This window comes from Microbacterium aoyamense, assembly GCF_023155855.1.
GTDB classification, from domain to species: Bacteria; Actinomycetota; Actinomycetes; order Actinomycetales; family Microbacteriaceae; genus Microbacterium; species Microbacterium aoyamense.
The window spans coordinates 982,013-1,008,785 of record NZ_JAKNUT010000001.1 but is presented as its reverse complement, the minus strand read 5'-3'; the positions used below and the strand labels follow the sequence as shown (position 1 = coordinate 1,008,785).

Sequence of the window (26,773 nt, the reverse complement as noted above, 5' to 3'; positions counted from 1 at the left end):
GTGCGCCAGGATGTCGACATGAGCGACACCACGCAGAACGCCTTCGAGGCTTCGTGGGCGATGCCCCCGACCGTCGCGGAGCGGATGGCCGAGGGGCGAGCCGCCCGCCAGCGGACACCGCGCAGCACCCTCTCACGCTTGACCGTCGGCGAGCGTGACCCCCTCGGCATCCTCGACCGTCAGAACTCCACGCGGGTCCCCGAGCTGGTCCCCCTGCGCATGGAGCGCATGGCCGCGAGCCCCTTCGCGTTCTACCGCGGCACGGCGGCTCTTCAGGCGGCCGACCTCGCGAAGGACACCCACAGCGGCATCCTCGTCCCCTCCTGCGGCGACGCGCACGTCGCGAACTTCGGCTTCTACGCCTCACCGCAGCGCACGCTCGCGTTCGACCTCAACGATTTCGACGAGGCCGCATGGGCGCCGTGGGAATGGGACGTCAAGCGACTGGTGACGAGCATCGTGATCGGCGGACAGGCGACCTCACGTGACGACGACGTCGTGATGGATGCCGCGCTCGCCGCCGTGCGCACCTACGCGCGTTCGATGGCTGCGACGGCGAAGCAGAGCCCCCTCACGCGGTTCTTCGAGCACTTCGACGTCAACGCGGTGGCGCAGAGCGCCGACAGCGAGACGCGCGGAGTGCTGCGTGAGGCGATCCGCGACGCCGAGAAGCGCACGGGCGACCGGGCGACGAAGAAGCTCACCGAGACGCTGCCGAACGGACGCAAGGTGTTCGTCGAGCAGCCGCCGACGATGGTGCACGGCTCGGACGCGGAGGAGGAGCGCCTGCGGGACAATGTGCGCTCGTACGCGATGTCGGCGAACGTCGACATCCGGATGCTGCTCACGAACTACACGGTGTCCGACATCGCACGGCGCGTCGTGGGTGTCGGCAGCGTCGGAACACTGTGCACGCTCGTGCTCATGCAGGACGGCGAGGGCAATGCCCTGATCCTCCAGGGCAAGGAGGCGGGACGCAGCGTGCTCGAGGAGTACGGCGGCATCGCGCAGCCCGAGGCACTCGTCGAGCACGTCGCGCAGTACGGCGAGGGCGGCCGTGTCGTCGCACTGCAGCGAATCCTGCAGGCCGTCTCGGATCCTTTCCTCGGGCACCTGCAGGCGTATCAGGGCGACTTCTACGTGCGGCAGTTCCACGACATGAAGGGCGGCATCGAGACCGAGGAACTCGACGACCGGCCATTCCGCGTATACGCGGAGTCGTGCGCCGCGACGCTCGCACGTGCGCACTCCCAGTCGGCGAACGCCGCCGTCGTCGCAGGGTACATCGGCAACGGCCGCGTCGTCGGCGAGGCGCTGCTCGAGTGGGCGATCGCGTACGCCGCGCTCTCGCGCAAGGACTACGACGCGTTCGTCGCGGCTCAGTCCCCGAGTCCCTGAGCGGCGAGCCACTCCTTCGCGAGCCGCTTGGGGGCCTTGACGATCCAGGCGTCGGTGATCACTTCGCGCAGCTGATCGACGTCGATCGCGTCGAGCCGTAGGAGCACGGCGGGGAATCCGTCGAAGTGCGGGATCGTGAAGAAGACGTCGGGGAAGGATGCCAGCAGCGCCTCCTTCTCGTCGTTCCCGTCTGTCCGCACGGCAGCGGTGGGCCCGGCCGGCCACTGCCGGCCGAGCTTCTCGAGGGCCGCGAGATCGCTCTTGCGCGGCCCGCGCTCCCACACGAAACCGCCGTTCTTCGTGCGCCACATCGCGCCGCCGCCGTGGCCCTCGATAGCCTCGTGCGTCTCGGGCAGACTCAGCGCGATGGCGCGGACGTCGTCGAAGGTCGCCACAGGATCATTCCTCGGCGTCGGACTCTTGTGCAGGGGGGCTGAGCTGTCGCCGCGGGCGCCACACGACGAGCTCGGTCGCTCGACGCACCCGGGTGCCGTGCCGCATCGAGACGACCGAACCGGTCGCGCCGGCGGCGAAGACCCGGGCGCCGGGGCGACGCTCGAGCTCGTCGCGCACGCGCGTCTCCAGCTCCTGCACGCGGCCGTGCAGTTCTCGCACGCGGTCCTCGAGTTCGAGGATGCGGGTGATCGCCGGCAGGCCGATGCCCTCGCCCGACATGCGGGCGACCTCGCGCAGCTGCTCGACGTGACGGAGCGAGTACCGACGCGAGCCGCCCTGCGTGCGGTTCGGGACGACGAGCCCGAGCCGGTCGTACTGGCGAAGGGTCTGCGGATGCATGCCCGAGAGCTCTGCTGCCACCGCTATCGCGAAGATCGGGGCGTTCTCGTCGATGTCGTCGTCACTCATGCCTCCACCTCCCGCCTATCGTCCTAGCCGCGGGCCTTCGACATCAGGTCGGCGCGCGGGTTCTCCTTCGGCTCCAGGTCGTGGAACCTCTGCAGAGCCTCGCGGGCGTCGTCGTCGAGGTGCGACGGCACCGCGACCTGAACCTCGGCGAGCAGGTCGCCCGTGCCCTTGGCCGTTTCGACCCCGCGTCCCTTGACGCGCAGAACGCGGCCCGAGGGCGTGCCGGGCGCCACGCGCAGCTTGACGGGGTCTCCGCCGAGCGTCGGCACCTCGATCGTCGCACCGAGGGCCGCCTCGGTGAAGGTCACCGGCACGACGACGCGCAGGTTGAGTCCGTCCCGTGTGAAGACGGGATGCGGGCGCACCGCGACCTGCACGACGATGTCGCCGGTCTCGCCGCCGTCGGGCGACGGGCGACCGCGACCACGAAGGCGGATCTTCTGGCCGTCCGAGACCCCGGCCGGGATCTTGACCTTGAACGGCTTGCCGTCCTCGCCCTGGAGCGTGATCGTCTCGCCCTTCGTCGCCGTGACGAAGTCGATCGTCGTGCGGGCCGTGACGTCCGCGCCGCGGGTCGGGCCGCCGTAGCCGCGGAACCCGCCCGTCGACTGACCGAAGCGTCCCGAGCCGAACCCGCCCTGACCGCCGAACATCGAGAAGATGTCCTCGAAGTCCTGCGGATCCTGGCGGCCGCCCCGCTGGCCGAATCGCGAGAAGACGTCCTCGAAGCCTCCCGCGCCCTGCCCGCCTGCCGTGAAGCGGGCGTTGCCGGCGCCCATGGCGCGGATCTGGTCGTACTCCGCGCGCTGCTCGGAGTCGCTGAGCACCGAGTAGGCCTCGCTGACCTCCTTGAACTTCGCCTCGGCTGCGGCATCCCCCTGATTCGAATCCGGGTGATACTTGCGCGCGAGCTTGCGGTAGGTCTTCTTGAGGTCGGCCTCGGAGACGTCCTTCGAGACGCCGAGCGTCTTGTAGAAGTCCTTGTCGAACCAGTCCTGACTGGCCATCGTCTACTCCCCCGGAACTGCGACGACGACCTTTGCGGGACGAAGTTCGATGGCACCGAGGCGATAGCCCACCTCGACGACCTCGAGGATCGTCGACTCGGTCGCGCCGGGCGTCGGCACCTGGAAGATCGCCTCGTGCTGCTGCGGATCGAACGCTTCGCCCGCCGCACCGTAGGCCGTGACGCCCATGCGCTCGGCGACCGCGCGCACCTTCTCGGCGATCGCGGCGAACGGCGAGCCCGCCTCGAGGTCGCCGTGCTTCTCGGCGCGGTCGAGGTCGTCGAGCACCGGCACGAGGCCCTTCGCCGCGGCGCCCTTCGCACGCTCGATCTCGACCTCGCGCTGCTCCTCGGTACGACGCCGGTAGTTGGCGTACTCCGCGGTCAGGCGCTTGAGGTCGGCGAGGTAGCCCGCCGCCTCGGGCGGCAGATCGACCGCCTCGTCGCCGACGATGGCCTCGTCGGTCTGCGCGGCGCCCAGGATGTCGTCGACGGTCAGTTCGTCCTCGTGCGACGCGGGGTCGGAGACATTCGCCTCCGACCCCGCGTCGTCCGGACGGACCTCGTCGTTGTCGAAGTCCTTGTCGGTCATGATTACTTCTTGTCCTCGTCCTCGTCCTCGACGACCTCGGCGTCGATGACGTCCTCTTCGGGGTTCGGCACCTCGCCGTTGCCCGGGTCGGTCACCGTCGGGTCGCCGGGCTCGCCGGCCGCCTGGCTCGAGGCGTAGATCGCCTCGCCGAGCTTGCCCTGGCTCTGGTTGAGCTTGTCGAACGCGTTCTTGACCGCGTCGTCGTCGTCACCCGCGAGCGCCGTCTTGAGGGCATCCACGTCGCCCTGCACCTCGGACTTGACGTCTTCGGGCAGCTTGTCGGCGTTGTCGGCGATGAGCTTCTCGATCGAGTACGACAGGGTCTCGGCCTGGTTGCGGACCTCGGCTGCCTCGCGACGCTTCTTGTCGTCGGCCGCGTTCTCCTCGGCCTCGCGCACCATGCGCTCGATGTCCTCCTTGGGCAGCGACGAGCCGCCCGTGATCGTCATCGACTGCTCCTTGCCGGTGCCCTTGTCCTTCGCCGACACGTGGACGATGCCGTTCGCGTCGATGTCGAACGTGACCTCGACCTGCGGGATGCCACGCGGTGCCGGCGCGATGCCGGTGAGCTCGAACGTCCCGAGCGGCTTGTTGTCGCGCGTGAAGTCGCGCTCACCCTGGAAGACCTGGATCGCGACCGACGGCTGGTTGTCGTCGGCCGTCGTGAAGGTCTCGGAGCGCTTCGTCGGGATGGCGGTGTTGCGCTCGATGAGCTTCGTCATGATGCCGCCCTTGGTCTCGATGCCGAGGCTCAGGGGGGTCACGTCGATGAGCAGGACGTCCTTGCGCTCGCCCTTGAGGACGCCGGCCTGCAGGGCGGCGCCGACGGCGACGACCTCGTCCGGGTTCACGCCCTTGTTGGGCTCCTTGCCGGCCTCGCGCTTGACGAGCTCGGACACGGCGGGCATGCGGGTCGATCCACCCACGAGCACGACGTGGTCGATGTCGCCCACCTTGATGCCGGCTTCGCGGATGACGTCCTCGAACGGCTTCTTGGTGCGGTCGAGGAGGTCCTTCGTGAGCTCTTCGAACTTGGCGCGCGTGATCGTCTCGGACAGCGACACGGGGCCGCTGTCGGTCAGCGACAGGTAGGGCAGGTTGACGCTCGTGCTCGTGGAGGACGAGAGCTCCTTCTTGGCCTGCTCCGCGGCCTCCTTGAGGCGCTGCAGCGCGATCTTGTCGCCCGAGACGTCGACACCGGTGGTGTCCTTGAACTGCTTGATGAAGAAGTCGACGAGACGCTGGTCCCAGTCATCGCCGCCGAGGCGGTTGTCACCGGCGGTCGAGCGCACCTGGATCGTCGAGAAGTCGTCGTCCTTGCCCACTTCGAGCAGCGAGACGTCGAACGTGCCTCCACCGAGGTCGAAGACGAGGATCAGCTCGTCCTCCTTGCCGCGGTCGAGGCCGTACGCGAGGGCGGCGGCGGTGGGCTCGTTGATGATGCGGAGCACGTTGAGGCCCGCGATCTCACCGGCCTCCTTCGTGGCCTGGCGCTCGGCGTCGTTGAAGTATGCGGGCACCGTGATGACGGCGTCGGTGACGCTGTCGCCCAGGTACTGCTCGGCGTCGCGCTTGAGCTTCTGCAGGATGCGCGCCGAGATCTCCTGCGGCGTGTACTGCTTGCCGTCGATCGACTGCGTCTTCCAGTCGGTGCCCATGTGGCGCTTGACGGACGAGATGGTGCGGTCGACGTTGGTCACGGCCTGGCGCTTGGCGGTCTCACCGACGAGCACCTCGCCGTCCTTCGTGTAGGCGACGACCGACGGGGTCGTGCGGAAGCCCTCGGCGTTGGCGATGACCTTGGGCTCGCCGCCCTCGAGGACGCTGACGACGGAGTTGGTGGTTCCGAGGTCGATTCCCACTGCACGTGGCATGTGTTTCTCCTTCTGTGTGGGCGGAGCGGATGCCCCGGCCCGAGGTTTCTGTGAAGTCAGGGGCGACTACTTGAGCCGCGATGACTCAACCCTAGGGCAGGGCGCGAAACCGTGTCAAGTCGAAGTTGATATGAATCGGCTCAACTTTCCATCAGTGCTCGCCGACCGAGTGCGCGAGCGTCTGCAGGCCGACGACGGCGAGCCCCAGCACGAGGAGCACCCCGAGGGCGATGAGCTGCTTCCACCAGGCGAGCTTCGAGCGCCGCACGGCGAACCAGCCGATGACGCCGAGCGTGACGATGTAGACGATCGTCGCGACCCGCAGCGCGACCTCGAGCGACCAGACGTCCAGCCACGCGAGGCCGATCAGGATGAGCGGCACGACCGCGGTGCCGAGCGCACCACCCGCGATGCGGAGCATGACGAACCAGCCCGCCGCGTCGGGGAAGTCCTGATGCACGGCGAGATGGGAGACGAGATCGGCGACGAAGCCAGCCGCCGTGATCCCCAGCACGCCCAGCGCCAGGACGAGGAAGGACCGCTCGGGCGTCGGATGCTCCGCATTCGACACCACGAGAACGAGGGCCAAGCCGGTGAACGTCGCGTAGACGCGTTCCTTGAAGTAGAGCACGAACGCGTTCTCGTCGCCGGTCAGCTGGCCGAGCTCCTCCCGAGTCCGGTCCCTGCGCCCGCGCGGTCCGCGCGGTCCGCGTGACCGCCCCGACATCCCGGCCCTGCTGTCGTCCGACATGGCGCGAGCCTACAGGCGGCGCCGAAGCGGCAGGATGGGTCGCGTCAGGTCGTTGAGCGCGATGCCGTCGCCGAGTCGACCGGGGCCTGCACGTTCGCGAGGGCGCCGGGGGCGGCGGGCTGCGCCGTCTCGGTGTCGCCCGAGCGGATCTCGGTCTTGAGCACGCGCGCCGACTGACCGACGCTGCGTGCGAGCGCGGGGAGCTTGGCCGCACCGAACAGAAGCAGGATGACGGCGAGGATCAGCAGGGCGTGCCAGCCGGTCAGGTTCGCGAGCATGGAAGTCCTCCGATCAGCCACGAGGTGTGTGCGGACGACACTGTCGGACCTCGTAACAAGATTGATTTTCATCCTATGCGCTCTTGACTGGACTTTTGAGAAAATCTTGTGCAGACTGCTCCAGGAGTCAGCAAAGACTGCTGACCCACGTCCAGAGGAAGAGCGATGACGACCCTCGAATCCCCCCGCACGCGTGCCGCGGCTCGGCCGGGCCGGCTGAGCGAACTGCGTTTCATCGGCCTGCTCCTGCTTCCCGGCACGGCACTGCTGCTCGGCGTCGTGCTCTACCCGCTCATCCGCTCGCTCGTCTCGGCGTTCTTCGCCGAGAGCCTGCTGTTCCCGGGCATGGAGTGGGTCGGGTTCGACAACATCGTCGCGGTGCTGACGGAGGACTTCGGTCGCCTCCTGTGGCAGACGCTCGTCTTCACGGTGGGATCGACCGTCTTCCCGTTCCTCATCGGTCTCGCCCTCGCGCTGGCCCTCAACGAGCGGTTCCGGGGTCAGCGCCTCATGCGCGGGATGTTCCTGATTCCGTGGCTGCTGCCCGGCGTCGTCGTGTCGTTCCTGTGGATGTGGATCTTCGACGCCAACTACGGCGTGCTCAACGGGCTCCTGATGCAGCTGGGGATCATCGACAGCCCGATCGCATGGCTCTTCCAGACCGATACCGCGCAGGGTGCGCTCGTCATCGCGAAGACCTGGAACTCGTTCCCCTGGATCATGGTCATGCTCCTCGCGGCCCTGCAGACGGTGCCGGGCGAACTGCACGAAGCCGCCGCGATGGACGGAGCGGGCAGCATCCGTCGCTTCTTCGCCGTCACCTGGCCGCACATCAGCGGTGTCGCGGGGCTCGTCATCCTGCTGGAGTTCATCTGGAACTTCCAGCACTTCGACCTCATCTTCGTCCTCACCGGCGGCGGCCCCGCCGGCACGACGCAGACCTTCGCGACCGAGGTCTACGACACCGCCTTCAAGGGCTACGACCTCGGGCACGCGGGCGCCATCGGACTGCTGTGGATGCTCCTGCTCATGGTGATGGTCGTCTTCTACGTCCGGTTCTCGGAGCGCGGCGAACGACAGCAGCGCGCAGAAAGGAAGGCGAAGAGATGACCGCCGCAGCCCTCGACCGCAGACCGTACGACGAGAACGACGTCATCGACGCGGAGCCCGCGTTCAGCGCGGTGCTCGCAAGCCAGCCGCGACGACGCCGGAAGGCGGGGCGCTCCCGCTGGGCCGTCGGGATCACGGTCACCGTGATCGGGCTCTTCGCGTTCCTCCCGCTCTACTGGCTGGTGATCACGTCGGTGACGCCCGACGCGGATGTCTTCGCCTTCCCTCCGCGGTTCTTCCCGAGCACCTTCACGCTCGAGCACTACGTCTCGGTCTTCAGCGATCCCGTCATCTTCGAGTACCTGCGCAACAGCGTCATCGTCTCGGTCATCACGGCCGTGCTTTCGGTCGTCGTGTCGATGTACATGGCGTACGCCTTCTCGAAGTTCCGCTTCCGCGGACGCACGTCGCTCATGTACTTCGTGCTGTCGAGCCAGATGTTCCCGCAGGCGCTCCTGCTCGTGACGCTCTACGTGCTGTTCGCCCAGTTCGGGCTCCTCAACACGTACCAGGCGCTGGTCATCTCATTCACGACCTTCACGCTGCCGCTGTGCGTGTGGATGCTGAAGGGATTCTTCGACGCGATGCCCGACGACCTCATCGAGGCCGCGAAGCTCGACGGCGCCGGCCACTGGCGCACGCTGCACTCGGTCGTGCTGCCTCTCACCGCCCCCGGACTCGTCGCCGCAGGTCTGTTCGCGTTCGTCCGCGGATGGAACGACTTCATCTTCGCGCTCACTCTCGCGGGTCCCGAGAAGCAGACGCTTCCGCCCGGACTCGTCAACACCTACATCGGCGAGGCCGCGACCGCGTGGCCCGAGCTGATGGCCGCATCGCTCATCACCTCGGTGCCCGTGTGCGTCGCCTTCATCCTCCTCCAGCGCCATCTCGTCGGCGGCCTCACGGCCGGCGCCGTCAAGGGCTGACCGACCTTCCATCCCCCTCAACACAGCACTCGATCGGAGAAAACAATGTCGTCATCGCAGATCAGCCGCCGGGACCTCCTGCGCTTCTCGGCGCTCGGACTCGGAGCCTTCGCCATCGCCGGCACCGCCGCCGCCTGCGCGAGTCCCACCAGCGGCGGCGGCGCGGGCGCGACGCCCACGCCCGGCAAGCCCACGAACTTCGACTTCGCGTCGTGGGGCATGTCCGAGGACGCGACGAAGGGGCCGCTCCAGGCATCCATCGACGCCTTCGCGAAGAAGGACGGCATCCAGGTCAAGACGCCGAGCTACCCGTACAACGATTACCTCAGTCAGCTCACGCTGCAGGTGCGCGGCGGGCAGTTCACGGGCGCGGCGCAGCTCGACGTCGCATGGCTCGGCGGCCTCGTCGCCCTCGGCAAGCTCGCCGACCTCGGCGGCCAGGCGCAGGGCCGTGGCTACACCCCCGCCGCACTCGGCGCCGGGCAGTTCGACGGCACGCAGTACGCCCTGCCCTGGACGATCGCCGCGATCGGTCCCGTCACCAACACCGAGCTCTGGTCCAAGGCCGGCCACTCGACCCCGCCCGTCACGATCGAGGAGTTCGAAGAGGCGCTGCGCGCCATCAAGGGCCTCGGCGGCGGCGTGATCCCCTACGCCGCATCCACGAAGACGGCGCAGTTGAAAGACATCATCGTGTGGATGCAGACCTTCGGCTCGCCCATCGTCGAAGACGGCAAGACGACGATCGGCGACGAAGGCTCGGTCAAGGCCGTCGAGTGGTACAAGAAGCTCTTCGACGACGGACTCATCGCCGCGGACGTCGACCGGGCCGCCGCGCGCACGCTGTTCGGCCAGGGCAAGACCGCGATCTACGACGACGCTCCTGTCGGGCGGGCGGGCGTGCTCGCGTCCGCGAGCTACCCCGGGCTCGAGAACCTCATGTCGCCGATCGCGCGGCCGGTGCTGAAGCAGGGCGACACTCCGCAGGAGGTGCTGTGGGGCCACCTCGTCGTCGTCGTCGACGGTGCCGGCTCCGGTACGGCGGCCGAGTTCGCGCAGTGGCTCACGAGCGACCCCGCGCAGCAGATCAGCTACTTCACGGCACTGGGGCTGCCGCCGACGACGACCGACGCCCTCGCTTCGTCGGCCGTCACCGGCAACACCTTTGTCAACGACTTCACGACCCGCATCACGGTCGACGCGAAGCCGAGCCCCCTGTGGCAGTACGTCCAGTACGCGCAGATGGAGACGGCCATCGCGGAGCAGGTTCAGGCCGTGCTCATCGGCCAGTCGTCGGCGAAGGACGCGATGAAGACCGCCGGTCAGCAGGTCCAGAAGCTCATGGGCTGACGATCCCCCGGTCCGACCACCCGCACCCCATCACCCTCAGGAAGCCATGCAGCACCGCACCGTCACGTCCGACCTCACCGTCGTGGGAGGGGGCCTCGCCGGCGTATCCGCCGCGATCAGCGCCGCCCGCCTCGGCAAGACCGTCGCCCTCGTGAACAACCGGCCGGTGCTCGGCGGCAACTCGTCGTCCGAGATCAGGGTGTGGGTGGTCGGGGCCACCGCCCACGGCATGCAGCGGTTCGCCCGCGAGACGGGCGTCATCGGCGAGCTGTACGTCGAGAACCAGTACCGCAATCCCGAGGGCAATCCCATCCACTGGGACGAGGTCGTGCTGGATGCCGTGCGGGCGGAGCCCGGCATCCGGCTCTTCCTCAACACCGACGTCCGCGACATCGTGGCGGACGACTCCGACGGCGAGCGCGTCGTGCGCTCTGTCACGGGCTGGACGATGGGCTCCGAGATCGAGACGGTGTTCGAGAGCCCGCTGTTCGTGGATGCCACGGGCGACGGCCTCATCGGTCACCTCGCCGGGGCGGACCACCGGATCGGTCGCGAGGCGCGCGCCGAGTACGACGAGGACTGGGCCCCCGAGGTCGCCGACGACCAGCTGCTCGGCTCGACGATCCTCTTCTACACGAAGGACGCGGGCAAGCCCGTGCGCTACGTGCCGCCCGACTCGGCGAAGGACATCACCCGGACGCCGATCCCCGAGTCACGGATCATCCGCTCGGGCGACAGCGGGGCGAAGTACTGGTGGATCGAGTGGGGCGGCGAGCTCGACATCGTGCACGACAACGAGACGATCCGCGACGAGCTGCGGTCGGTCATCTTCGGCATCTGGGACCACATCAAGAACTCCGGGAAGTTCGACGCCGAGACGCTCGACCTGGAGTGGGTCGGCACGATGCCCGGCAAGCGGGAGTACCGCCGGTTCCTCGGCGATCACGTGCTCAACCAGCGCGACATCCTCGAGCAGCGCGTCTTCGACGACGCCGTCGCGTTCGGCGGATGGTCGATCGACCTGCATCCCGTCGAGGGCATGTACGCCACCAGCGCAGGAGCTCACCAGCGGTACTCGGACGGCATCTTCGGCATCCCGCTGCGCAGCCTGTACTCCCGCAACGTCGCGAACCTCCTGCTCGCGGGCCGCGACATCTCGGCGAGCCACGTCGCTTTCGGCGCGACACGCGTCATGGCGACCTGTGCCACGACCGGCGAAGCGGTGGGCACCGCGGCATCCCTCGCTCTCGATCTCGGCGTCCGCCCCCGCGCGCTCGCGACAGAGCATGCGCACGAGCTGCAACAGCTCCTTCTGCGGCAGGACGCGTCGATCTTCGGTGTTGCGAACAGCGACCCTCTCGACCTCGCGCGGACGGCGCGCGTCACGGCGTCGTCGACGTTGACGTCGATGGATGCCGCGGCCTCCACTGATCTGCGCTTCCACACGCTGAGCGAGGACCTCGGCATCCTGCTCCCCGTCGATCCCGCGCTCGAGACGGTCACGGTGCGCGTACTGTCGCACGACGACGTCGACCTCGACGTCTCGCTGTGGACGACCGGCCGGCCGCAGAACGCCGTGCCCGTGCGCGAGGAGCTGCGCACCACGGTCGCGGTCGTCGGCGCACCCGAGCCGCAGTGGGTGACCCTTCCGCTCGGCTGGCGCCCCGCGACGCCCGAGAACGTCGTCGTCGTGCTCGGGCAGGCGCCCGCAGTGGCGGTCGAGCTCGCGCACGCGGTCGCGCCCGGCGTGCTCCTGCTCCCGCATACCCCGGCCGATGACGGGGACGCGAACGTCGCGGTCGGGCGCGACGAACGAGTCGTGCTCTGGCCCGCCCACACGATGCGCGGCTGGGGTCCCCGCCTGATCGTGGAGCCCGAGACGGAGGCCTACGCCCCCGCGCGCGCCGTCGGCGGGTACCAGCGTCCGTTCGGCGGGCCGCAGCTGTGGGTCTCTGCGGCGATCGGCGAGGACGACGAATGGCTGCGTCTGGATTGGGACGAACCGCAGCGCATCGCGAGCGTGCGAATCGTCTTCGACGACGACGTCGACGTGGAGCTCAACACGCTCCACCATCACCGGACGCCCGACCTCGTCTTCCCCGAGCTCGCGCGCGATTACTCGGTCGAGGCCCTCGTCGACGGCGGCTGGGTCACGGTGGCGGGCACGTTCGAGAATCGGCGCCGCCAGCGCGTGCACGGCTTCGAGCACCCCGTGGACGCGAGTTCGCTGCGGCTCGTCGTGCACGCGACGAACGGCGACCCGCACGCGCGAGTCGTGTCGCTGCGCGTCTACGGCTGAACGCGCGTCAGCTCGGCGGCTCGGAGTTGTACAGCGCCGGCTCGCGTTCGGACCGCACGGCTTCGGGCACGCGCTGTGCGACCAGCACGAACAGCAGCCCCGTCGCGAGCGAATCGCTGAGGCGACCCGCGAAGTAGTCCGTCCATGAGTGGCCGACGCCCGTCCCCGTGAAGATCGTGATGTCGGCGAGGCGCCCGAGCGGTTCGTCCGGCTCGCCGGTGACGACCGCCGTGAGGGCGCCGCGTGAGCGTGCCCGCTCGAAGAACTCCGCCGCGACCTCGCTCTCGCCCGATCGCGAGATCGCGATGACGACGTCGCCGGCGGCGAGGAGGTTCGCGGCCATGCCCGCCTCGAACGGCGCCTCGTGGAACCACGCGGGGATGCCGATGCGCAGCAGTCGCATCTGCAGCTCGCGTGCCGGGGGCAGGTCGCCCCACTGCGCGAAGATCAGCACGCGCTGAGCAGCGACGATGTGATCGGCGAGCTGTTCGATGAGAGGAAGGTCGATGGATGCCATGGCAGACCGCATCGCGCCGAACTGACGACCGGTCAGAACGCTGAGCACCTCGTCGGCCGGGTCGTCGGGGCCGATCTCGCTGCCGATGTCGCTCTGCCACCCGGCTTGCGAGTCACGGCCGTTCTCTTCGGCGATCGCTGCCCGCAGCGCGGGGTAGCCGGCATAGCCCAGCATCGCCGCGAGACGCGAGATCGTCGCGGGCAGCGCCCCGGCACGCTCGGCGAGCGCCGTGATGGACGCCGAGCCGGCGAAAGCGGGATCTTCGAGGATCGCATCGGCGACGCCGCGGCGGGCGTCGGACATCGAGGGGAGGGCGTCGCGGATCGACTGCAGCGGATTCGCCTGTGCTGCGCGCTCCACGCGGCGGGCCTCCCGGATCAGATCGACCATGACGCGCAGGGGTGCGGGTCGTGCATGAGTCTATGACCTCCTCGGCGGCGGTGACAGCACATTGTTTTCTGCTGGTGCACCAGATCTCCCATCCTATCGACAAGGATTCGCGCGGCAGCTCCTTCCCTTGCGCATGCACTCCCGACTTGGGGCCGAGTCGATGCACCGTTAGTTCACCGAAGGGCTCTACCGTGACGAGCATGGGACCCGAGTCGAACTCCTCCGAGCCGCCGATCTTCAAGGCGCCGCCCGCGCCGCCTGCAGCTGCGAACACGGGCGCGATCCGCCCCTTCGCCGACGTCTTCCAGGAAGCCGGATCCGAGAAGCCGATCCCCCGCAAGCGCGTCTTCTCGTGGGCGATGTGGGACTGGGCCACCCAGCCGTTCAACTCCGTCCTCCTCACGTTCGTGTGGGTTCCGAGCTTCCTCGTCTCGCCCTTCTTCCTCGACCCCGCCGTCGCCGCCAGCGGCGTCGTGAACGGTGAGGAGATCGACTGCGACACCGCGGCGAACGCGACGACCGAGTTCTGCCGCGCCCTCGGATCGCTCGATGCGAACCTGGGTTGGGGCATCATGATCGCGGGCATCCTCATCGCCCTCCTGGCACCGGTGCTCGGGCAGCGGGCGGATGCCACGGGGCACCGCAAGCTCATGCTCGGGATCTTCACGGGACTGCTCATCGCATGCCAGCTCGCCATGGTGTTCGTGTCCGGCGTCCCTGCGCTCTTCTGGTTCGGCGTCGCGATGATCGCGTTCGGCAGCGTCGTGGGCGAGATCGCCGGAGCGAACTACAACGCGCTCCTCGTCTCGGTGTCGACGCCCAAGACCGTCGGCCGCGTGTCGGGGCTCGGGTGGGGCTTCGGCTACATCGGCGGAATCGTCGCGCTCGTGATCGTGGTCGGCCTGATCCTCGGCGGGGTGCTCGACGGTACGCAGTCGATCACGTTCCAGCTCATCGCCGCCGGGGCGACGGTGTGGACGATCATCTTCTCCATTCCGATCTTCCGGAACGTCCCCGAGCCGCCCGCGTCGCCCGACGCGAAGAAGGTCGGCTTCTTCGCGGGGTACGTCGAGCTCGTGCGATCGATCGGCCGGCTGTGGCGCGACCACCGGCCGACGCTGTGGTTCCTGCTCGCGTCGGCGGTCTATCGCGACGGCCTGGCCGCCGTCTTCACGTTCGGCACGGTCATCGCGGGTCGCGTCTTCGGGTTCGGGTTCACCGACCTCGTGATCTTCGGCATCGTGCTCAACCTCGTCGCGGGCGTCTCCACGATCGTCGCGGGCCGACTGGACGACCGGGTCGGACCGAAGGTCGTCATCCTCTCGGCGATCGGAGGGATCCTCGCCTGCTGCCTGATCGTCTTCTTCGGCGCATCCGCCGGAAAGGGGCTCTTCTGGGCCGCGGGGATCGCCCTCGCCCTCTTCGTCGGGCCCGCTCAGGCAGCGTCCCGCTCGTTCCTCGCACGGGTGACTCCGCTGGGGCAGGAGGGCGAGGTGTTCGGTCTCTATGCGACGACGGGGCGCGCGGCGAGCTGGATGGCCGCACTTCTGTGGGGCCTGTTCATCGGCCTGGCGGCCAATCAGACGCTGTACGGGATCCTCGGTATCGCGGCCGTGCTCGCGGTGGGATTCGTCATGCTCCTCTTCGTGAAGGCTCCGCCGCGCAACTCGATTCAGTCCTGAGGCCAGGCCTCCGCGAGCTTCGTGAGCAGCCGTGCGAGCTCGCCGCGCTCGGCGTCGGTGAACCCTTCGAGCGCCGTCGCGACGGCATCCCTTCGCTCCCCCCGGAAGCGCCGCGCGATCATGGCGCCCTGCTCGGTGAGCGCGACGCGCGTTCGTCGGGCGTCGTCGGGGTCGGCTTCGCGCTGCACGAGCCCGACCTCGACGCTCTGCTGCACGAGCCGGGACGCACGGGGCTGATCGACGCCGACCGCGTCCGCGATCTCGCCGACGGAGAGGGGAGTGGATGCCGCGGCCAGCGCCTCGAGCAGGCGCAGGCGCGCGGGTCCGCCCCCGCGGCCGCCCGCGGCCCAGGGGGGACCGCCGTGATGGCCGCGCATGCCGTGCACGTCGCCGCCGTGGTGGCGCCCCCGCGCGAACGGGTGCTCGCCCGGCGGACCCCAGGGTGGCCGCGGGCCGCGTCGTCCGCGCAGCAGCGCGAGGGCTGCGGCGATCGCATCGGTCGGATCGCTGGACTCAGGCATCCCACCAATTTACATGTGACTTGACATGCAATGCGAGTGCATGTCACACTACATATGCATGCACTATTACATGCTTCACCCGAGCGGCCTCACCGCGCCGCTCCCGAAAGGATTCACAATGAACACCACACATGATGAACAGAGTTCAGCATCCGACCGTCCGCTGGGCTATTGGCTCCGCGCCGTCGACGGCCTCATCACGCGAGAGTTCTTCACCGCGTTCGAGGGCGAGGGCGTCACGCGTCGCGACTGGATGCTGCTGAGCGTCCTCTCCGGCGACGTCGAGATCCCGGGTCTGGCCGAGCGCATCGCCCGCAAGGGCAAGCGCCTCCGCGGGCTCGCGGACCGAGGTTGGGTCGAGGAGACCGCAGACGGAACGTGGGCGCTGACCGATGAGGGCCGCGCCGCCAAGGAGCGCCTCGGCTCACTCGTCGACGACCTGCGCGAGCGGGTCGCGGGTGCCGTGTCGCCCGAGGACTACGCCACGATGACTGCCTCGCTCGAGGCCATCGCCCGGGAGCTCGGTGGCGACGACGTCGACTTCGACGCCGACCCGCGCCGCGGGTTCGGTCCCCGGTTCGGCTTCGGTCGCGGACGGGGACGGGGCTTTGCCTTCGGCCCCGGCCACGGGTTCGGACCCGGTGTCGGTCACGCCGTGCCGGGCTTCGGCCCGGATGCACGCGGCCGCGGATGCCACGGCGATGCGCCGACCCACCTGCACGACCACGCGCCGCACGGCCACAAGGGCCACCGCCGCGGGCGGCCGCACGGCCACCACGACCACGACGGTCGCGGCGAGCGCCGCACGGAGCGCGCCTACGAACGCGGCTTCGACGCCGGCTTCGCGCGCGGACGCGACGGCTCCGGCGCGTAACGCGCATCACAACGAGGAGGGCACTGAGAGATCGGTGCCCTCCTTCGTGCGTGGGCTGGGCATCCATCGTCGGAGATCTCCACTGCCGTCGGAGCATCCGCCGCCGAATCCTCCGACATTGGTGACATTGTCCGACCGAACCGCCGCAGACATCGGTACAACCCGACTAGCGGGCACCGCCAGACCCGCGGCACCCGCATACCGGGACCGGCGAGCCGGTGTCGCCGGCTCGGTCAGCGGCGGGTCTGCTCCGAGCCCGACAGGCGCTGGGCGAGATAGATCGGCACGATCGAGACGATCACGAGCACGACCGCGATGACCGACACGACCGGCGCCTGGTTGGGGCGGAACATGTTGTTGAGGATGAAGATCGGCAGCGTCGTCACCCCCGATCCCGCTGTGAACGTCGTCACGATGATCTCGTCGAAGCTCAAGGCGAAAGCCAGCAGACCGCCCGCGAGCAGCGCCGACCGCAGCTGCGGGAAGGTCACGAGCCGGAACGTCGTCCAGACCCCGGCGCCGAGGTCGGCCGACGCCTCTTCGAGGTTCGTGCCCGTCCGACGGAGCCGTGCGATCACGTTGTTGAACACCGTCACGATGCAGAACGTCGCGTGGGCGATCACGACCGTCCAGATCGAGAGGGGAACCCCCATGATCGTGCGGAAGAAGTTGTTGAGCGCGATGCCCGTGATGATGCCGGGCAAAGCGATCGGCAGGATGATCAGCAGCGAGATCGCATCACGACCGAAGAACTCGAACCGCTGCAGCGCGAGCGAGATGAGCGTGCCGAGCACGAGAGCGATGACCGTCGAGATGAGCGCGACCTGAAGGCTCGTGAGCACCGCCTCGAGCGCGCCCGCGCTCTGGAACGCCTTGCCCCACCATTCGAGCGTGAAGCCCGGTGGCGGCCACGCGAGAGACGTCGAGGTCGAGAACGAGTTCACGAGCACGACGAACAATGGCACGTAGACGACGAGCAGGATGACGCCCGTGACGATCCCGAGCACGACCCGTGCGGAGGTTCCCAATCGCATGGCGGCGCCTTAAAGGTTGTTCAGGGCACCCGTGCGGCGCACGAGGGCGAGGTAGCCGAAGATGATGACGATCGGGATGAGGGCGATCGCCGCTGCGAGCGGCAGATTGTTCGCCGCACCCACGTTCGTGTAGACGAGGTTGCCCAGCATCTGATTCGCGCCGCCGACGATGTTGACCGTGATGTAGTCGCCCAGCGACAGCGAGAAGCTGAAGATCGTACCCGCGATGATGGCCGGGAAAGTGAGCGGCAGCACGACGCTCCCGATCGTGCGCCACGTCTTTCCACCGAGGTCGGCGGATGCCTCGAGCAGCGAGTCCGGTACCCGCTCGAGTCCCGCGTAGATCGGAAGGATCACGTACGGCAGCCACAGGTACGACAGCGTGATGACCGTCGCAGGCAGGCCGTAGCCGGGCGTGTGCATGCCGAAGGGTGCCAGGACCCACTCGAGGATCCCCTCCTGCGACAGCACCGAGCGCCATGCGTACGCCTTGACGAGATAGCTCGCCCACAGCGGCATGAGCACCGCGATCACGAGGATCCGCTGCATCCGCGGCGATGCGACCTTCGCCATGTAGAACGCGATCGGCAGGGCCAGCGCGACGTCGATGATCGTCACGAGCAGTGCGACGCCCAACGTGCGCAGCGTGACCGTCTGGTACAGCGCCCCGGTGACGACCGTGATGATGTTGTCGAGCGTCCAGTCCGTGCGGATCTCACCCGTGAAGCTGTCGACGCTCCAGAACGCCGTGACCAGCAGCAGCACGAGCGCCACGATGTACACCACGACGAGCCAGAACAGCGGCGCCGTCAGCAGCAGCGAGAGTCGTGCGCGCGGGTGCGTCGTCAGAAACGACGAGAGGCGACGGGATGCCGTGGCCTTCGGTGCCGGGACGGCTCGCTCCGATGGCGGGGCGGTGAGGGTCATGCTGTTCCTCCGAGGAAGGGGGTGGGGGCGGCATCCGCCCCCACCCGGTTCAGGGCGTCAGCCCTTGATCTCGGACCAGGCTTCGGTCCACTTCGCGTAGTCGACGCACTCGACGTCGGTGCGTCCGTCGACGCAGTCCGCGATGGGCGTCGTCCAGTACCAGATCTGCTCCGCATAGTCGGCGTCTCCGGCGTGGTACGCCTCGCAGTCGTCGCGGTAGTCGCACGCCTCCTGGCTGGAGGGCGCCTCACCGAAGTACGCGGTTGCGGCGGCGTTCGTCTCGGGGCTCGCGATCCAGTCCAGCCACGCATACGCGCAGTTGGGGCTTGCGGCATCCGACGCGATCATCCACGTGTCCGACCACCCGGTCGCGCCCTCTTCAGGCAGCACGACCTCGGTCGGGGCCTCCTCGCCGGCGAGCACGTTCTGGATGACCTGCCACGTCGTGCCGACGACCGAGTCACCCGTTTCGAAGGCCTGGACCTCTTTCAGGTAGTCCGACCAGTACTCGCCGATGTGCGCGCGCTGCTCCTTGAGCAGATCGACGGCCGCCTGGAACTGCGTCTCGTCGAGGGCGTACGGGTTCTGGATGCCGAGATCGGGCTGGTGCGTCATGAGGTACACCGCGGCATCCGCGATGTAGATCGGAGAGTCGTACGCGGTCACCTTGCCGGTGTAGGCGGACGCCCCGTCGAACACGACGTCCCACGACGTGGGCGCCTCGGTGAAGACCTCCGTGTTGTACAGGAGCAGGTTCGCGCCGTAACCGTGCGGCACGCCGTACGACTGTCCGTCGACCGAGTTCCACTCCTTGTCCTTGAGGAAGTCGAAGACCCCCGCGTAACTCGGGATGAGGTCGGTGTTGACGGGCGCCACGTCGCCGGCCGCGATGAGGCGGAGCGTGGCATCCCCGGACGCTGCGACGACGTCGTACTCGCCGGTCTTCATGAGGTTGACCGCTTCGTCGGACGTGCCGTAGGTCTTGGCCTCGACGGTGCACCCGGTGAGCTCCTCGAAGCCCGAGACCCAGTCGATGGCGGGGTCGTTGCTGCCGTCCTCGACGTAGCCGGGCCACGCGAGGATCGAGACGCTGCTCTCGAAGTCGCCGAGCTCCTCGGCCTCGTCGCCGCCGCCCGCATCGCCGCCGCCGGCGGTGCCGCAGCCCGCCAGCACGGCGATCGAGCCGATCGTCAGCGCGGTCAGCGCGATCGAGCGCCCTCCGCGTGTCTTGTGCATCATGAGTGTGTCCTCTCGGTGTGCATTGCTTGCCTGCTGTGGTCCGGGGCGAGCGCCCGCGGTCTGGGGCCCGGTCAGGTGCCGGGTGGGATCAGAGAGACGACGTCCTCGTCGTGCCACGTGACGTGGACGCGGTCGCCGCGGTCGTCGTCGACGGCGCGCGAGCGCGTGTTCGGCTCGAGCACGGTGACACGGGGACCGGCGTCGAGGTCGATGACGCGACGGATGCCGCTGCCGATGTAGATCGACTCGACGATCGTGCCGGGGGCCGAGCGCTCTCCCGCGGCGGTCGCCGCGGCGCTCGCGAGCGTCAGCTTCTCGGGCCGGATCGAGTGGTGTCCGTCACGACCGATGATCGCCGCCGAGTGCTCCGCGCCGAAGAGGTTGGACGTGCCCACGAAGTCGGCGACGAAGGTGGATGCCGGGTTCTCGTACAGATCGCGAGGGGTGCCGAGCTGCTCGATGCGTCCGTCGTGGAACACCGCGATGCGGTCGGACAGCGTCAGCGCCTCCTCCTGGTCGTGCGTGACGAAGATGAACGTGATGCCGAGGTCGCGCTGGATCTGCTTGAGCTCGACCTGCATCTGCTCGCGCAGCTTGAGATCGAGCGCGCCGAGCGGCTCGTCGAGCAGGAGCACCTTCGGCTGCACGACCGTCGCCCGGGCGAGCGCGACGCGCTGGCGCTGTCCGCCCGAGAGCTGAGAGGGCTTGCGAGCCGCCATCTGCTCGAGGCGCACCCCGGCGAGCGCGGCGAGCGCCCGTTCGCGGCGTTCGGCGCGCTTCATGCCGCGCACCCGCAGTCCGTAGGCGACGTTGTCGAGCACGCTCATGTGCGGGAACAAGGCGTAGTCCTGGAAGACGGTGTTGACGTCGCGATCGAACGGGGCCTTCTTCGTCACGTCCTGCCCGAAGAGCTCGATCGTGCCGTCGGTCGGCTGCTCGAATCCCGCGATGAGGCGCAGCACCGTCGTCTTGCCCGATCCCGATGGGCCGAGCATCGAGAAGAACTCGCCCGCGCCGATCTCGAGGTCGACGTGGTCGACCGCCGTGACGGCGCCGAACTCCTTCGTGAGTCCCGTGAGCCGGATGGCCGGCGGCAGTTCGGTCATACTGTGCCCTTCAAATGCGTGCCCCTGCGATGTCGGTGCAACTAAATCATATGGATCCATATGTCAAAAGAGAGGCGCGGGTGTTACGGTCGTGTCACGGTTGATCGGGAGGGTGTCCATGCCGCACGCGACGGGGCGCGTCGATGCCGCACGCGCCGTGGTCTTCGCGCCGCTGGACGGCTCCGGCCGTGCGGAGCTCGTCGAGCAGCGCCTGACCGACGCGATCGTGAGCGGAGTGCTGCACGACGGCGAGAAGCTCCCGACCGAGAGCGACCTGTCGCGCAGCTTCGGAGTCGCGCTCGTCACAGCGCGCGAAGCGCTCGAGAGCATGCGCGACAAGGGCCTGGTCGAGACGCGCCGAGGCCGCGTGGGCGGCAGCTTCGTGACGTTCGATCGGGATGCCGCATCCCGTCTCATCGACCGACGTCTCGGCGATCTCAGCCGCATCGAGCTGCGCGACCTCGCTCTGCACGTCGAAGCGATCGCCGGCATGGCCGCCGAGGTGGCGGCGGAGCGCGCGAGCGCGGACGACGTCGAGAACCTCGTGCGGCTGGCCGCGGCATCCGATCTGTCGACCGGCGGGGGCGCGCGCCGAGCCGTCAGCCGCTTCCAGCTCGAGGTCGCCGCGATCAGCCAGTCGCCCCGGCTCGTGCGCGAGGAGATCCGCCTGCAGAGCGAAGCGGGGCCGCTGCTGTGGATGTGCCTGGCCGATCAGGAGTACCGTGACCGCAGCGCCGTCGCACGCACGCGGGTCATCGACGCGATCGGCCGGGCCGACGCCCAGGCGGCGCGCGCGGCGACGACGGCGCACATCGACGGGGCCTTCGCGTGGCTCGTCGACGAACGTGCCAGACGCGACGCGACGCGACGGAGATTCACACCGAGGCCGAGATCGAGGAGGCCAGCTCATGACGACGACGGTGACGAGATCGGTCGCTGAGGTCGCGACCCACGTCGCAGCCACGATCGACGACATCTTCGCGACGATCGACGGCTGGCGCGCGCTGCTCGAGGAGCGTCTCGCGATGGATGACTCCCCCACCGCGGTCATCGTGGACCCCCTGGTCGAGACCTTCGCGGTGCCCGCAGTCGGCGGGGAGACCCTGCTCACGGGGGCCGGCTTCGTCGCGACCCCCGGAGCGCTGGTCGACGCCGAATGGCACCTCGCATGGTGGCTCGGCGGGCCGAGCGCGGACGCGCGACGCCTCGCGACGATCGACGACCCCGCGCACGATCAGTTCCGTGACTACACGTCGCTCGAGTGGTGGCGGGTTCCGGCATCCACGGGTGCGCGTCATCTCACCGGGCCGTACGTCGACTACGTCTGCACGGACGACTACACCGTCACGATCACGACGCCCGTCATCGTGGGCGGTCGCATGCTGGGCGTGGTCGGTGCCGATGCGCTCGTCGACCGACTCGAGCGTGCGCTGCTGCCGGTGCTGCGCTCGGGGCACGCCTCCGCGACCGTCGTCAACGCGTCGGGCAGGGTCGTGGCGTCGACCGATCCGCGCCGCGAACCCGGCTCGATCCTGCGCATCCCGGGCCTCGCCGACGCACTCGTCTCACTCGGGCACGGCGGCGCCGCGCCCCTCGACGGCGGCGCCGGCGTGCTCGCGTGCGGCGACACGTCGCTCGCGCTCGTCGTCGGCGTCTGAACTACGCGCCCCGCGAGCCCGCGTCGGTCTCGCCGACGTCGGTGCGCAGGAAGTTCTGGAACGAGCGGGATGCCGTCGGACCGCGCTGACCCTGATACCGGTTGCCGTACGGGCCGGAGCCGTAGGGATTCTCGGCCGGCGACGACAGGCGGAAGAAGCAGAGCTGACCGATCTTCATGCCCGGCCACAGCTTGATCGGGAGCGTCGCGACGTTCGACAGTTCGAGAGTCACGTGGCCCGAGAAGCCCGGGTCGATGAAGCCGGCCGTCGAGTGCGTCAGGAGTCCGAGGCGTCCGAGCGACGACTTGCCCTCGAGCCGCGCCGCGATGTCGTCGGGGAGCGTGACCTGCTCGAACGTCGAGCCGAGCACGAACTCTCCCGGGTGCAGGATGAAGGGCTCATCGGGCGCCGTCTCGATGAGGTGCGTCAGCTCGGGCTGGTCCTCGGCCGGGTCGATGAACGGGTACTTGTGGTTGTCGAAGAGCCGGAAGTACCGATCGAGGCGTACGTCCACACTCGACGGCTGGACCATCGTCGGGTCCCACGGATCGAGGCCGACACGGCCCGCCCCGATCTCATGACGGATGTCGCGGTCCGAGAGCAGCATGCCGCCCAGCCTAGCGACGGCTCAGGGGAGATTCGGCGTCACGATCGGCGGGGGCAGCGTGAGCGCCTCGTACGCGCGCATCGAACGCTGGAACTCGCCGGGCAGCGACTGCGGCGCGAGGAACGGCCCGCCTGTGTAGCTCAGCGCGACGCGCTGACCTTCGAGCGTGAGCGTGAACGTCTGGCCCTCGTCGGTCCACTCCCGGGTGCCGTCGCCGGTGTCGACGTCGCCCGCGGCCTCCGTGGCCTGCATCAACCCGAGCTCTGCGGCCGACGCGGCGGCGGCCGCCACGATCGCTGCGCGCTGCTCGGCGGACTCGTCGAAGTCCGACGTCGTCCACCGCGGGGCATCGATGCGCTGGAACATCGAGTCGCCGCCGAAGCCGTTCGCGATGGGCGCGATACCCACCCGCCCGTCACCGACCTGCCACGTGTAGGCGTAGTCGGCGCTTAGCGCGCCGACCGCCGAGCGCAGTGCGCGCTGAACGGTCTGCGCGAGCGCCGGTGTGTCGACGACCTCGGGGGCCTGCGGCGCCTCCCACCCCGCGATGCCGGGGTAGAGGGCCCACGGGACCACACCGCGGTCGAACGAGACCGTCACGACGCCGACGTTGCGCTCGACGAACGCCCCCGCTCCCGCGAGGACCGCGGGATTGCCGACGGCGACGAGGCAGACCGCGAGAGGCGCGACGAAGAGGCTCCGACGCACGACGGCGCTCAGCGTCGCCCAGATCGTCACGACGACCGCGACGAGCATGAGGACCAGACCGACGATCCACGGGAGGCGAGTGAGGACGACGAAGAAGGAGACCGCCACGACGACCAGGGCGACGAGGAGGATCGTCGCCGGACGGAGCGGAATCCGTACGGGTCGACCCTCTGCAGGCTCGGGCGCGGTCACGCGAGATCCAGCAGGAGAAGCAGGAGTGTGGCCGTCAGCGGATTGACCAGGATCGTGGTGAGGACGGCGAAGATCCCGGCGACGCGGGTGCGCGCATCCAGCATCGCGACGATCCCGGCGATGCCGACGGCGACGAGCCCTGCGAGCAGCCACCCGCTCACGTCGCCCAGGTTCTGCGAGAACGCGAGGACGGACAGCACGCCGATCGAGATCGACAGCAGCGGAAGGATGCCGATCGCCAGCGCCCGCAGAAGCCATGCGCGGAACATCCTCGTACCGCGACGGGGAACGACGAGTACGTCCGGAGTCACCCGAAGAGTCTACGTTCGGGGTCCGGCGGGCCGTGCACGGACGTAGGTCGACAGCTCGGGTCCGGGCGCCAGAACCGCGTTGACGATCGCCCGGATGGCGAACTCGGATGCCTCACCCAACTCGACCGTGTCGGAATCGAGCAGCCACTGCAGCTGCAGGCCGTCCATCACCGCGAGGATCGCGGCGGATGCGGCATCCACCGTCTCGGACTCGGTGACGCCCTCTTGCGCGCACAGCGACCGGAATGCTTCGCCGATCTCGCGACGCAGCGTCGAATAGCGATCGTCGAAGAAGGTCCGTGCGGGGTGGCCCTCGGTGACGGCCTCCGCCGACAGGACGGTGAACGCCTGCACGATCCCCGGGCGACGGGCGTTCGCGAACGCCGTGCGCACGAGGTGCAGGAACAGCTCGGGACCCCCGGGGATGTGCTGCTCGGCGAGATCGGCGACGTCCGACCGATCACGGAAGGCCAGGACCTCGAGCAGCAGGTTCTCCTTCGAGCCGAAATGGTGCAGCACACCGGCGCGCGTGAGCCCGACCTGATCGGCGACTTCTGAGAGTGTGCCGTTGGTCGAGCCCTTGCTGCCGAAGATCTCGACCGCGGAGGTCAAGATCTCTCGGCGGCGCACCGCTGTTCCCGGCCGGGAACGCGGCCTTTGTCGCTTGTCGGACGTCATCGTTCTCCTCTTTGCCCGGCGAATGGATGCTCCGCACAAGCGCACTTGCCATTCTACTTACTGTCTCGTAAGTTAGCTGTTGCAATCACACCTCAGTGTCGACGTGGACCTCCTTCGGGGCGCTCGCCGGCGCTGACACCCCCCAACGAAGGAGAAGCAATGAGGCTCAGAACCTCCCTTGCCGCGGCAGGCATCGCCACGGCGCTGGTGCTCACCGGCTGCGCCGGCGGCGGCACCGACAGCTCGTCCAGCGACGGTGCGGCGCTGACGATCGCCAAGCCCGACGGCGCGATCTCGACCGAGTCGAACAACCCGTACCTCGGCGACTCGTCCGCCTCCAAGTACGGCTACGGCAAGGTCATCTTCGAGTCGATGGCGCTCCTCAACCCGACCGGCGACCTCGGCACGACACCCTGGCTGGCCGAAGAGGTCACCTGGAACGACGACTACACCCAGCTCACCGCGAAGGCGCGCAGCGGCGTCACCTGGAGCGACGGCGAGGACTTCACCGCAGAAGACATCGCCTTCTCGTTCCAGCAGGTGCTCGACGGCAAGCTGAACGACACGAACGCCTTCGACCTGAAGAGCGTGAGCGTCGACGGCGACACCGTCACGCTCGACTTCAACAACTCGAAGTACACGCAGCAGGCGCGCGTGCTGCACTTCCAGATCGTGCCCGAGCACATCTGGAAGGACATCGCGGACCCGAACACCGACCCGATCACGGGCGAGGGCCAGGTCGTGGGCACCGGTCCGTACGTCATGGACTCGTGGACGACCGAGTCGGTCACCCTGACGGCGAACCCCGACTACTGGGGCGGCGAGCTCGCGGTTCCCGAGCTTCACTACGTCTCGTACGGCGACAACGCGGCACTCACGACCGCACTCGCGACGGGCGAGGCGGACTGGGCGCAGGCGTTCATCCCGCAGATCGAGGACAGCTACCTCTCGGCGGACCCCGAGCACAACAAGTTCCTCGCCTCGCCGACCGCGGGCGCGGGCACGCTGTTCATGAACCTGCAGACCAAGCCGTTCAACAACGTCGCGCTGCGCGAGGCGCTCGCGTGGACGATCGACCGCCAGGCCTACGTCGACATCGCCCGCGAGGGTGCGAGCGAGGCGATCTGGAGCGTCACGGGTCTCGGCAACCTGCTCGAGGGCGAGATCATCCCCGAGTACCAGGGCGAGGAGTACTCGGTCGACATCGAGAAGGCGCGCCAGATCCTCACGGACGCCGGCTACACGTGGAACGGCGACGCGCTCGTCGACCCGGACGGCGAGGCCGTCACGTTCTCGATCTCCGTCCCCGCCGGATGGAGCGACTGGAACACCGAGCAGGCGCTCATCGCGGAGGAGCTCAAGGAGGGCCTCGGCATCGACGTCAAGGTCGACCAGCCCGACTGGGGCGGCTGGGACGCCGCACGTCAGGAGGGCACCTTCCAGGCGATCATCCACTGGCTCGAGGACACCGGCAACGCGTACGGCCTGTACACGTCGTCGATGGACCCGAAGTGGATCGTCGACGGAAAGGCCGCGTTCAACTTCGGCCGCTTCGACGACCCCGCGGTCACCGAGGCGCTGAACACGTACGCGAACGCGTCGTCCGACGCCGACCGTGAGGCCGCGCTCGCCGTCATCGAGAAGGCGTACGTCGAGAACGTGCCCGTCATCCCGCTCGGCGCGCACCCGCTCCTGGGCGAGTTCAACACCCGCAACTACGTCGGATGGCCGTCGGAGGACGACCAGTACGCTTCGGCCGACCCGACGCAGCCGGCGATCGTGCAGGTTCTGACCAAGCTGCAGCCCGCCGAATGATGTGACACAGGCGGGGCGGATGCCACAGCATCCGCCCCGCCTGCCACGTCAGCACTCACGAAAGCG

27 protein-coding genes are annotated in these 26,773 nt (G+C 68.7%); 10 read left to right on the top strand and 17 right to left on the bottom strand.

Translation table 11 applies throughout. The features are described 5' to 3' along the window. Positions 1–18: 18 nt before the first annotated feature. On the top strand, positions 19–1,398 hold the full coding sequence (locus MA876_RS05225; RefSeq protein ID WP_248146677.1) for a DUF2252 domain-containing protein: 1,380 nt from the start codon (positions 19–21) through the stop codon (positions 1,396–1,398). Here the strand turns inward: MA876_RS05225 and MA876_RS05220 are convergent. The 7 genes from MA876_RS05220 to MA876_RS05190 form a co-directional block, all read right to left on the bottom strand. Then, the gene (locus MA876_RS05220) at positions 1,380–1,793 is read right to left on the bottom strand and encodes an MmcQ/YjbR family DNA-binding protein (RefSeq protein WP_248146675.1); all 414 of its coding nucleotides are present in this window, start codon (positions 1,791–1,793) and stop codon (positions 1,380–1,382) included. The genes MA876_RS05225 and MA876_RS05220 overlap by 19 nt on opposite strands. A gap of 4 nt (positions 1,794–1,797) precedes the next feature. Then, positions 1,798–2,262, bottom strand: coding sequence for a heat shock protein transcriptional repressor HspR (locus MA876_RS05215; RefSeq protein WP_248146673.1), 465 nt, complete (start codon positions 2,260–2,262; stop codon positions 1,798–1,800). A 23-nt stretch (positions 2,263–2,285) separates the two neighbouring features. Then, complete coding sequence (locus MA876_RS05210; RefSeq protein ID WP_248146671.1) at positions 2,286–3,269, bottom strand: DnaJ C-terminal domain-containing protein; 984 nt, start codon at positions 3,267–3,269, stop codon at positions 2,286–2,288. A 3-nt stretch (positions 3,270–3,272) separates the two neighbouring features. After that, positions 3,273–3,860: a nucleotide exchange factor GrpE gene (locus MA876_RS05205; RefSeq protein ID WP_248146669.1), complete on the bottom strand. Its 588-nt coding sequence runs from the start codon at positions 3,858–3,860 to the stop codon at positions 3,273–3,275. 2 nt (positions 3,861–3,862) lie between these two features. Next, positions 3,863–5,734: a molecular chaperone DnaK gene (gene dnaK / locus MA876_RS05200; protein ID WP_248146667.1), complete on the bottom strand. Its 1,872-nt coding sequence runs from the start codon at positions 5,732–5,734 to the stop codon at positions 3,863–3,865. Positions 5,735–5,885: 151 nt separating this feature from the next. Next, positions 5,886–6,485: a hypothetical protein gene (locus MA876_RS05195; RefSeq protein WP_248146666.1), complete on the bottom strand. Its 600-nt coding sequence runs from the start codon at positions 6,483–6,485 to the stop codon at positions 5,886–5,888. Between the two features lie 44 nt (positions 6,486–6,529). Beyond that, entirely contained in the window at positions 6,530–6,763 is a 234-nt protein-coding gene (locus tag MA876_RS05190) for a twin-arginine translocase TatA/TatE family subunit (protein WP_248146665.1), read from the bottom strand. Between the two features lie 165 nt (positions 6,764–6,928). On the opposite strand from MA876_RS05190, the gene MA876_RS05185 reads away from it, so the two are divergent. From MA876_RS05185 to MA876_RS05170, 4 genes are read left to right on the top strand one after another with little or no spacing between them, the layout of a single operon-like run. Then, positions 6,929–7,873 carry a carbohydrate ABC transporter permease gene (locus MA876_RS05185; RefSeq protein ID WP_248146664.1) on the top strand — a complete coding sequence of 315 codons (945 nt, stop codon included), beginning with the start codon at positions 6,929–6,931 and terminating at the stop codon, positions 7,871–7,873. Then, complete coding sequence (locus tag MA876_RS05180) at positions 7,870–8,799, top strand: carbohydrate ABC transporter permease (RefSeq protein ID WP_248146663.1); 930 nt, start codon at positions 7,870–7,872, stop codon at positions 8,797–8,799. Before MA876_RS05185 ends, MA876_RS05180 begins: the two co-directional genes overlap by 4 nt. A gap of 45 nt (positions 8,800–8,844) precedes the next feature. Then, positions 8,845–10,149 (top strand): extracellular solute-binding protein, encoded by a 1,305-nt coding sequence (locus MA876_RS05175; protein ID WP_248146661.1) that lies wholly within the window; start codon positions 8,845–8,847, stop codon positions 10,147–10,149. Positions 10,150–10,195: 46 nt separating this feature from the next. Next, on the top strand, positions 10,196–12,448 hold the full coding sequence (locus MA876_RS05170; protein ID WP_248146659.1) for an FAD-dependent oxidoreductase: 2,253 nt from the start codon (positions 10,196–10,198) through the stop codon (positions 12,446–12,448). Positions 12,449–12,455: 7 nt separating this feature from the next. Here MA876_RS05170 and MA876_RS05165 read toward each other — a convergent pair whose 3' ends face one another. After that, positions 12,456–13,325 carry a MurR/RpiR family transcriptional regulator gene (locus MA876_RS05165; protein ID WP_248146657.1) on the bottom strand — a complete coding sequence of 290 codons (870 nt, stop codon included), beginning with the start codon at positions 13,323–13,325 and terminating at the stop codon, positions 12,456–12,458. Positions 13,326–13,555: 230 nt separating this feature from the next. On the opposite strand from MA876_RS05165, the gene MA876_RS05160 reads away from it, so the two are divergent. Next, a complete protein-coding gene (locus MA876_RS05160) occupies positions 13,556–15,037 on the top strand; it encodes an MFS transporter (RefSeq protein ID WP_248147182.1) in 1,482 nt (493 codons plus the stop codon). On the opposite strand, the gene MA876_RS05155 is transcribed toward MA876_RS05160, so the two are convergent. After that, positions 15,028–15,558 (bottom strand): MarR family winged helix-turn-helix transcriptional regulator, encoded by a 531-nt coding sequence (locus MA876_RS05155; RefSeq protein ID WP_248146655.1) that lies wholly within the window; start codon positions 15,556–15,558, stop codon positions 15,028–15,030. The genes MA876_RS05160 and MA876_RS05155 overlap by 10 nt on opposite strands. A 118-nt stretch (positions 15,559–15,676) precedes the next feature. Between MA876_RS05155 and MA876_RS05150 the strand changes: the two genes are divergently transcribed. Then, positions 15,677–16,432, top strand: coding sequence for a MarR family winged helix-turn-helix transcriptional regulator (locus MA876_RS05150; RefSeq protein WP_248146653.1), 756 nt, complete (start codon positions 15,677–15,679; stop codon positions 16,430–16,432). 233 nt (positions 16,433–16,665) lie between these two features. On the opposite strand, the gene MA876_RS05145 is transcribed toward MA876_RS05150, so the two are convergent. From MA876_RS05145 to MA876_RS05130, 4 genes are all read right to left on the bottom strand, one after another. Then, positions 16,666–17,466, bottom strand: coding sequence for an ABC transporter permease (locus MA876_RS05145; RefSeq protein ID WP_248146651.1), 801 nt, complete (start codon positions 17,464–17,466; stop codon positions 16,666–16,668). A 9-nt stretch (positions 17,467–17,475) separates the two neighbouring features. Next, on the bottom strand, positions 17,476–18,393 hold the full coding sequence (locus tag MA876_RS05140; RefSeq protein ID WP_248146650.1) for an ABC transporter permease: 918 nt from the start codon (positions 18,391–18,393) through the stop codon (positions 17,476–17,478). Positions 18,394–18,450: 57 nt separating this feature from the next. After that, entirely contained in the window at positions 18,451–19,632 is a 1,182-nt protein-coding gene (locus tag MA876_RS05135) for an ABC transporter substrate-binding protein (RefSeq protein WP_248146649.1), read from the bottom strand. Positions 19,633–19,703: 71 nt separating this feature from the next. Beyond that, positions 19,704–20,738, bottom strand: a complete 1,035-nt coding sequence (locus MA876_RS05130) for an ABC transporter ATP-binding protein (RefSeq protein WP_248146648.1) — start codon at positions 20,736–20,738, stop codon at positions 19,704–19,706. 118 nt (positions 20,739–20,856) lie between these two features. On the opposite strand from MA876_RS05130, the gene MA876_RS05125 reads away from it, so the two are divergent. Together MA876_RS05125 and MA876_RS05120 are read left to right on the top strand one after the other, a co-directional pair. Continuing rightward, complete coding sequence (locus tag MA876_RS05125) at positions 20,857–21,678, top strand: FadR/GntR family transcriptional regulator (RefSeq protein ID WP_248146646.1); 822 nt, start codon at positions 20,857–20,859, stop codon at positions 21,676–21,678. Then, positions 21,647–22,396 (top strand): PDC sensor domain-containing protein, encoded by a 750-nt coding sequence (locus tag MA876_RS05120; protein ID WP_248146644.1) that lies wholly within the window; start codon positions 21,647–21,649, stop codon positions 22,394–22,396. The genes MA876_RS05125 and MA876_RS05120 overlap by 32 nt, the downstream gene beginning before the upstream one ends. A 1-nt stretch (position 22,397) precedes the next feature. On the opposite strand, the gene dcd is transcribed toward MA876_RS05120, so the two are convergent. The 4 genes from dcd to MA876_RS05100 are packed head-to-tail and all read right to left on the bottom strand — an operon-like array spanning position 22,398 to position 24,892. Further along, a complete protein-coding gene (gene dcd, locus MA876_RS05115) occupies positions 22,398–23,003 on the bottom strand; it encodes a dCTP deaminase (protein ID WP_248146642.1) in 606 nt (201 codons plus the stop codon). 21 nt (positions 23,004–23,024) lie between these two features. Next, positions 23,025–23,903, bottom strand: a complete 879-nt coding sequence (locus MA876_RS05110) for a hypothetical protein (RefSeq protein ID WP_248146640.1) — start codon at positions 23,901–23,903, stop codon at positions 23,025–23,027. Beyond that, a complete protein-coding gene (locus MA876_RS05105; protein WP_248146638.1) occupies positions 23,900–24,214 on the bottom strand; it encodes a hypothetical protein in 315 nt (104 codons plus the stop codon). Before MA876_RS05105 ends, MA876_RS05110 begins: the two co-directional genes overlap by 4 nt. Positions 24,215–24,223: 9 nt before the next feature. Next, on the bottom strand, positions 24,224–24,892 hold the full coding sequence (locus MA876_RS05100; protein WP_248146636.1) for a TetR/AcrR family transcriptional regulator: 669 nt from the start codon (positions 24,890–24,892) through the stop codon (positions 24,224–24,226). 159 nt (positions 24,893–25,051) lie between these two features. Between MA876_RS05100 and MA876_RS05095 the strand changes: the two genes are divergently transcribed. Beyond that, positions 25,052–26,707, top strand: coding sequence for an ABC transporter substrate-binding protein (locus tag MA876_RS05095; RefSeq protein ID WP_248146634.1), 1,656 nt, complete (start codon positions 25,052–25,054; stop codon positions 26,705–26,707). The last annotated feature ends 66 nt before the right edge of the window (positions 26,708–26,773 follow it).

Bases quoted from the DNA above. Each gene is read 5' to 3' on its own strand.
- MA876_RS05225 (WP_248146677.1), top strand. From the start codon at position 19: ATGAGCGACACCACGCAGAACGCCTTCGAGGCTTCGTGGGCGATGCCC.
- MA876_RS05215 (WP_248146673.1), bottom strand. From the start codon at position 2,262: ATGAGTGACGACGACATCGACGAGAACGCCCCGATCTTCGCGATAGCG.
- MA876_RS05210 (WP_248146671.1), bottom strand. From the start codon at position 3,269: ATGGCCAGTCAGGACTGGTTCGACAAGGACTTCTACAAGACGCTCGGC.
- MA876_RS05205 (WP_248146669.1), bottom strand. From the start codon at position 3,860: ATGACCGACAAGGACTTCGACAACGACGAGGTCCGTCCGGACGACGCG.
- dnaK (WP_248146667.1), bottom strand. From the start codon at position 5,734: ATGCCACGTGCAGTGGGAATCGACCTCGGAACCACCAACTCCGTCGTC.
- MA876_RS05195 (WP_248146666.1), bottom strand. From the start codon at position 6,485: ATGTCGGACGACAGCAGGGCCGGGATGTCGGGGCGGTCACGCGGACCG.
- MA876_RS05190 (WP_248146665.1), bottom strand. From the start codon at position 6,763: ATGCTCGCGAACCTGACCGGCTGGCACGCCCTGCTGATCCTCGCCGTC.
- MA876_RS05185 (WP_248146664.1), top strand. From the start codon at position 6,929: ATGACGACCCTCGAATCCCCCCGCACGCGTGCCGCGGCTCGGCCGGGC.
- MA876_RS05180 (WP_248146663.1), top strand. From the start codon at position 7,870: ATGACCGCCGCAGCCCTCGACCGCAGACCGTACGACGAGAACGACGTC.
- MA876_RS05175 (WP_248146661.1), top strand. From the start codon at position 8,845: ATGTCGTCATCGCAGATCAGCCGCCGGGACCTCCTGCGCTTCTCGGCG.
- MA876_RS05170 (WP_248146659.1), top strand. From the start codon at position 10,196: ATGCAGCACCGCACCGTCACGTCCGACCTCACCGTCGTGGGAGGGGGC.
- MA876_RS05160 (WP_248147182.1), top strand. From the start codon at position 13,556: ATGGGACCCGAGTCGAACTCCTCCGAGCCGCCGATCTTCAAGGCGCCG.
- MA876_RS05155 (WP_248146655.1), bottom strand. From the start codon at position 15,558: ATGCCTGAGTCCAGCGATCCGACCGATGCGATCGCCGCAGCCCTCGCG.
- MA876_RS05150 (WP_248146653.1), top strand. From the start codon at position 15,677: ATGAACACCACACATGATGAACAGAGTTCAGCATCCGACCGTCCGCTG.
- MA876_RS05145 (WP_248146651.1), bottom strand. From the start codon at position 17,466: ATGCGATTGGGAACCTCCGCACGGGTCGTGCTCGGGATCGTCACGGGC.
- MA876_RS05140 (WP_248146650.1), bottom strand. From the start codon at position 18,393: ATGACCCTCACCGCCCCGCCATCGGAGCGAGCCGTCCCGGCACCGAAG.
- MA876_RS05135 (WP_248146649.1), bottom strand. From the start codon at position 19,632: ATGATGCACAAGACACGCGGAGGGCGCTCGATCGCGCTGACCGCGCTG.
- MA876_RS05130 (WP_248146648.1), bottom strand. From the start codon at position 20,738: ATGACCGAACTGCCGCCGGCCATCCGGCTCACGGGACTCACGAAGGAG.
- MA876_RS05125 (WP_248146646.1), top strand. From the start codon at position 20,857: ATGCCGCACGCGACGGGGCGCGTCGATGCCGCACGCGCCGTGGTCTTC.
- MA876_RS05120 (WP_248146644.1), top strand. From the start codon at position 21,647: ATGACGACGACGGTGACGAGATCGGTCGCTGAGGTCGCGACCCACGTC.
- dcd (WP_248146642.1), bottom strand. From the start codon at position 23,003: ATGCTGCTCTCGGACCGCGACATCCGTCATGAGATCGGGGCGGGCCGT.
- MA876_RS05100 (WP_248146636.1), bottom strand. From the start codon at position 24,892: ATGACGTCCGACAAGCGACAAAGGCCGCGTTCCCGGCCGGGAACAGCG.
- MA876_RS05095 (WP_248146634.1), top strand. From the start codon at position 25,052: ATGAGGCTCAGAACCTCCCTTGCCGCGGCAGGCATCGCCACGGCGCTG.